Annotated in this window: 4 protein-coding genes; all 4 read right to left on the reverse strand. The window is 32.7% G+C overall.

Going from position 1 to position 4,204, the window contains the following annotated elements; translation table 11 throughout:
• Positions 1-84: 84 nt before the first annotated feature.
• Positions 85-948 carry an AadS family aminoglycoside 6-adenylyltransferase gene (locus HX049_RS18170; RefSeq protein WP_010257826.1) on the reverse strand — a complete coding sequence of 288 codons (864 nt, stop codon included), beginning with the start codon at positions 946-948 and terminating at the stop codon, positions 85-87.
• A gap of 168 nt (positions 949-1,116) precedes the next feature.
• Positions 1,117-1,887, reverse strand: coding sequence for a lincosamide nucleotidyltransferase Lnu(I) (gene lnu(I), locus HX049_RS18175; RefSeq protein WP_008992950.1), 771 nt, complete (start codon positions 1,885-1,887; stop codon positions 1,117-1,119).
• Between the two features lie 305 nt (positions 1,888-2,192).
• Positions 2,193-3,140, reverse strand: a complete 948-nt coding sequence (locus tag HX049_RS18180) for an aminoglycoside phosphotransferase family protein (RefSeq protein WP_182628773.1) — start codon at positions 3,138-3,140, stop codon at positions 2,193-2,195.
• A gap of 186 nt (positions 3,141-3,326) precedes the next feature.
• Positions 3,327-3,905, reverse strand: coding sequence for a pentapeptide repeat-containing protein (locus HX049_RS18185; protein WP_182628772.1), 579 nt, complete (start codon positions 3,903-3,905; stop codon positions 3,327-3,329).
• Between the last annotated feature and the right edge of the window lie 299 nt (positions 3,906-4,204).

A 4,204-nucleotide genomic window follows, 5' to 3' on the forward strand; every position in this document is an offset into this window, starting at 1 on the left:
ATTAAGCTTCCTACGGTTCCGTTCAACGGGCTTTCATCTCGTGCCCTCCGGGCAAGACGAAAGCTTAGTTATTGTACGACGTAGTTATGTTTTGGGTTTTAGTCCAGCTAAATATTTTCGTATGTCATTTTCTAATTTATCCGGGTATTTGTACTCTAATTTTTTTGACAATTCAGTTCCTATTTCTGAAACTAAATCAGTCATTGAAAATAGAGCAGTCCAATTTTCCTTTATATTGCTCCCTGAAAATGTTTGTTCTGTTTTAGCCCACATTTCCTGGTTAAGATACTTTTTGAAAAGTCGTCCATATTTATTGGTCGTTATGTTCCAATTGTGTTCACTTGCAATGTGCCATTCAATTAAAGGAATTAAATATTCTGTGCGAATAACGGTTTCCGACATAAATTTCGCATAGAATATTTCATCTCTCACAAGACACTTTGCCACGTAAGTTGTGTCCCACCAAAAATCGTTTATTAGATTTTGAAACTCTTTTTCAGACGGTTTTTTGATAATGGAAATTTGATAAGTTGGTTTCAGCATTTGCTTTGTAATACCATCTTTATCAATTAAAATTTTATAACCAATATCCCAATCTTCTGGTAATTCTTTCTCTTGCGTTTCCTTTATAAATTTTGATTTGCTGTAAAGTTTAAAATCTACTTTCACACCGTCTTCATAAAGTAGCATTTTCATTGCGTGTTTATGGTTAAAACAACTTTCGTCTTCTTCAATCATAGCAATTGGATTTCCGAATTTAAGCGTCCAGCTTTTGTCTGAAATGTAATTTGTATTATCCTCAAAAACAAATTCAATGTCTAAATCACTAAATTCGTCAACAAGTGCTAAAGGATTTACAAGTGAACTTGTCAGAAGAAGAACTCTTACATCTTCGTTTTTCTCCGACCATTCTATAATTGTTCTTAACTTTTCTTCTCTGACTTTCATTTTGTTTGGTTCGGTTTTACTATGTCGTACAACGGTCAAGTATAAGCGTAGTGCGGGATTTCGGAGCAATTCACTGTCCGCCCACCACAAAGTTTCTTAGGAGCAAAAATGCTCAAATTTAGCAGTTCAGCCCGCATTACGCTTATACAATGTTGGCGGTAGTTTTTTTTATTCAATTCTCCTTAATACCCCCTTTAATTTTGCTTCAACTCCAAGATTATCAAAAAGTTTTTCAGTCAATGTTAATGTCTTCTTGAAAGCTGTTTTAATATCTGTCGGATCTAATTCTGATGTTGTCTCCTGAAATAACGAATACCAATCTGGGTCTATGTCTTTTTCCAAGCTTTTTGTTGGACTTTCCCAATGTTTGGTTTGGTATGTTTCAATTCTTATTAACCAAAGTAAATATTTTTGAACATTTGATAAGCTTTGGTAAGCGTGAGCAAATTCCTGTCGTTTAATTAAGTTGCTTGTTGTAAGTAAAACATTCAACAATGATTGGCTCAACCACAGGATATTTTCATTTGTTGTTCGATCAGGTACTTTAGTTTTTATTTCTTTGAGCGTGTTAGTCAATAAATCTTCTTTATCTACTAAAATCATCTTGTCAAAGTCGCTAAACTCTACCAAACCGTCCCACGATTTGATAACTTCCATTTGGTCGTTTGTCAAAAAATGAAACTCCCCCCTTATCATATTTTCAAAAATGGCAACTTCACTTCCATACTCGTTGGTAAAATATAATGCCAAAGGATGAATTTGGCTTACCCAATTTTCAGCGGAAAAATTTTCTTTATCCTTCAAGAAGATGTAGAATTCAATATCTGAATATTTGTCCCCTTCATTTTTGGTAAATGACCCGTACATAAATACGGCAGAAATATTTTTATCATTTTGAGCTATTGACTTTGTTTTGTCAATCATTTGTAACTGTGTCATTTTCTAATTTTTTAATATTAACAATCGCCCTTTCTACTTTGCGTATTAAAGGATATTTCAATTCTTATTCTATCTTACAGTTACTTATAGCTTCATTTTCTTGAATGTTTTTCGTTGTTAATTGTTTCTTCAAATTACCGCCAACGGTTCGGGGCTTTGCGAGGGAGCGGATTTTATGCACAAACGCTCAATCGAAGAACCGAACTACAAATTTAGCAAAAAGTTTCATACGAAGCACTTAACCCGCTCTCTTGCAAAACCCTTGTTACCTGCTGGCTGTGTTTTTAGGTTTGTATATTGCTATTTTAGCCTGTTATCGTATCAACTTCTTTTTTCAGGTAGTTTAAATTGATTTTGTATTCTTCTTGATTAAGTTCGTCAAATTGTAATTGTTCTATGAATTCAAAAATATCCTGAAGTTTTCGGCTTATTTGATAATACCGTAAAACAGTATCGTTTATTTGATAATCGGGATTGAGTTCACAATATTTTTTCATGAACGAATTGAAATAAGGTTGTTGATAAATGCTAAAAATATCAGCTTCGGGTGGTGCAAATTTTATTCCTTCCCAATCTAAAAGATATAAGTGCTGTTTATTTGTAATAATATTCCAATGATGAATGTCTGTATGGCATAAACAGAATTTCAAATGCTGTTCTTTTAATACTTTAGACAAGTTGTTCCATTCGTTGATTTGACTTTTGATAGTTGAAATATTAGGTTTCAATACCTCTTTGATGTCAACTTTTAAGTGGTCAAAGTTTTTCTCTATCCATTCACTTAATGTGGAAATGAACGGAAGATGGAATGTTTCAGAAATCTGCTTGATGTCAAAAGGAAAATCTTCTAAATTATGTAATTGAGCAACAGTTTCGGCTAATTGTATTACTTGTTCTTCTGTTAAATTTTGTTCTCCAACCGTTTCTCCATCAATGTAATCAAACAAAATGCACACATAATTTTCATCCTCACACTTAAAATTTTCAGATTGCGTTTTAATCAATCGAATTATTTTTCCTTTAAGTGAAGTTTGGTCATCAAGCCAGTCCGCAATTGGAAGATAAATATCTATGTGTTTCGTTAAATAAGATGTTGATTTTCTACTTTTCTCATAAACTTTCAAAAAGTAAAAATGTCCGTTTTTGTCTTCTATTTTGTAAGCCAAAGACGCCCAACCACCTTGCTGTTTAGAAATTATGTTTGTTTTGACAAGATATTTTTCTTGCAATATTTTTATCAATGTTTCAATCATCTTTTATTTTGTGCAGTTTTTGTTTTCGGCTTGCCGGTAACGTTATGTATATGAGCTGTGGCGTGTCTCGGCACGAACCTCTCCAAATATAAACTAACTTTGGCAAACCGCAGGATTTTCCAAATAGGCACAGAACGAGCCATAGCTTATATACGGTGTTGTGCGTTCGTAATTATTTTTTTTTGTTCAAGAAATAATCAATTGATATTTATATAGCAATCCTTCTAGTTGAAATGCAGAAAATTTTGCTTTTTTAAGTTTGTTAAATTCAGGGTCAATAGCGAAGTTTTTTGCATTTCTAAAGTCCGCCTTTTCAAGTATAGTATTTAAAAACCTCGTTCCTGTAAGGTCTGTGTCATTAAAAACTGCTGAAGATAAATCCGATTCAGTAAAATCTGCTTCTTTAAGAGAACATTTTACAAAGTGCGTATTCTTTAACTTTGTCCCAAAAAATGTACAATAATCCATAATACAATTCTCAAATCTGAAAGAAAATGCAAAATTGTTGCATCTTGTAAAATCAATTCCAAGAATTTTGCTTCCTATAAAGCTTGCGTTTCTAAAACCCGTTCCTTCTATTTCTGTCATTGAAAAGTTACAGTCCTGAAAAGTGCATTCTTCAAAACTATTTCCTCTCAAGTCACTTTTTACGAAAATGCACGATATAAACTTACATTTAAAAAATTCTCTATTTCTTAATGTTTTTCCAGAATAATCAACATTTTTAAATTCTTTGTTCTCGTGAGTTATTATTTCATTTGTCATTTTTATATTTTTCTAATTTTGAGTGAGTTTTTCTATGACGCACAACGGGAAACGCATTGGCGAAGTGGCGGATAAATTGGACAAAAAGTTCAATTTAGCGAGAACGTAGCCGATGTGTTTCCACAGAGCTAACTTACAAATAAAAAGCGAATGTGGAACACATTCGGCGGAATAAAATGCAGAAACTTTCAATTTAGCACTTAACCTGCCATTTTGCCAATGCGATGTTGAACTAAACCTTCGGTAGCTTTTCCGTTAGAAGTCATATATTTAGGATATTAAAAAAATAAAATTATGGT

This window comes from Myroides odoratimimus, assembly GCF_030326305.1.
Lineage (GTDB): Bacteria > Bacteroidota > Bacteroidia > Flavobacteriales > Flavobacteriaceae > Flavobacterium > Flavobacterium odoratimimum_A.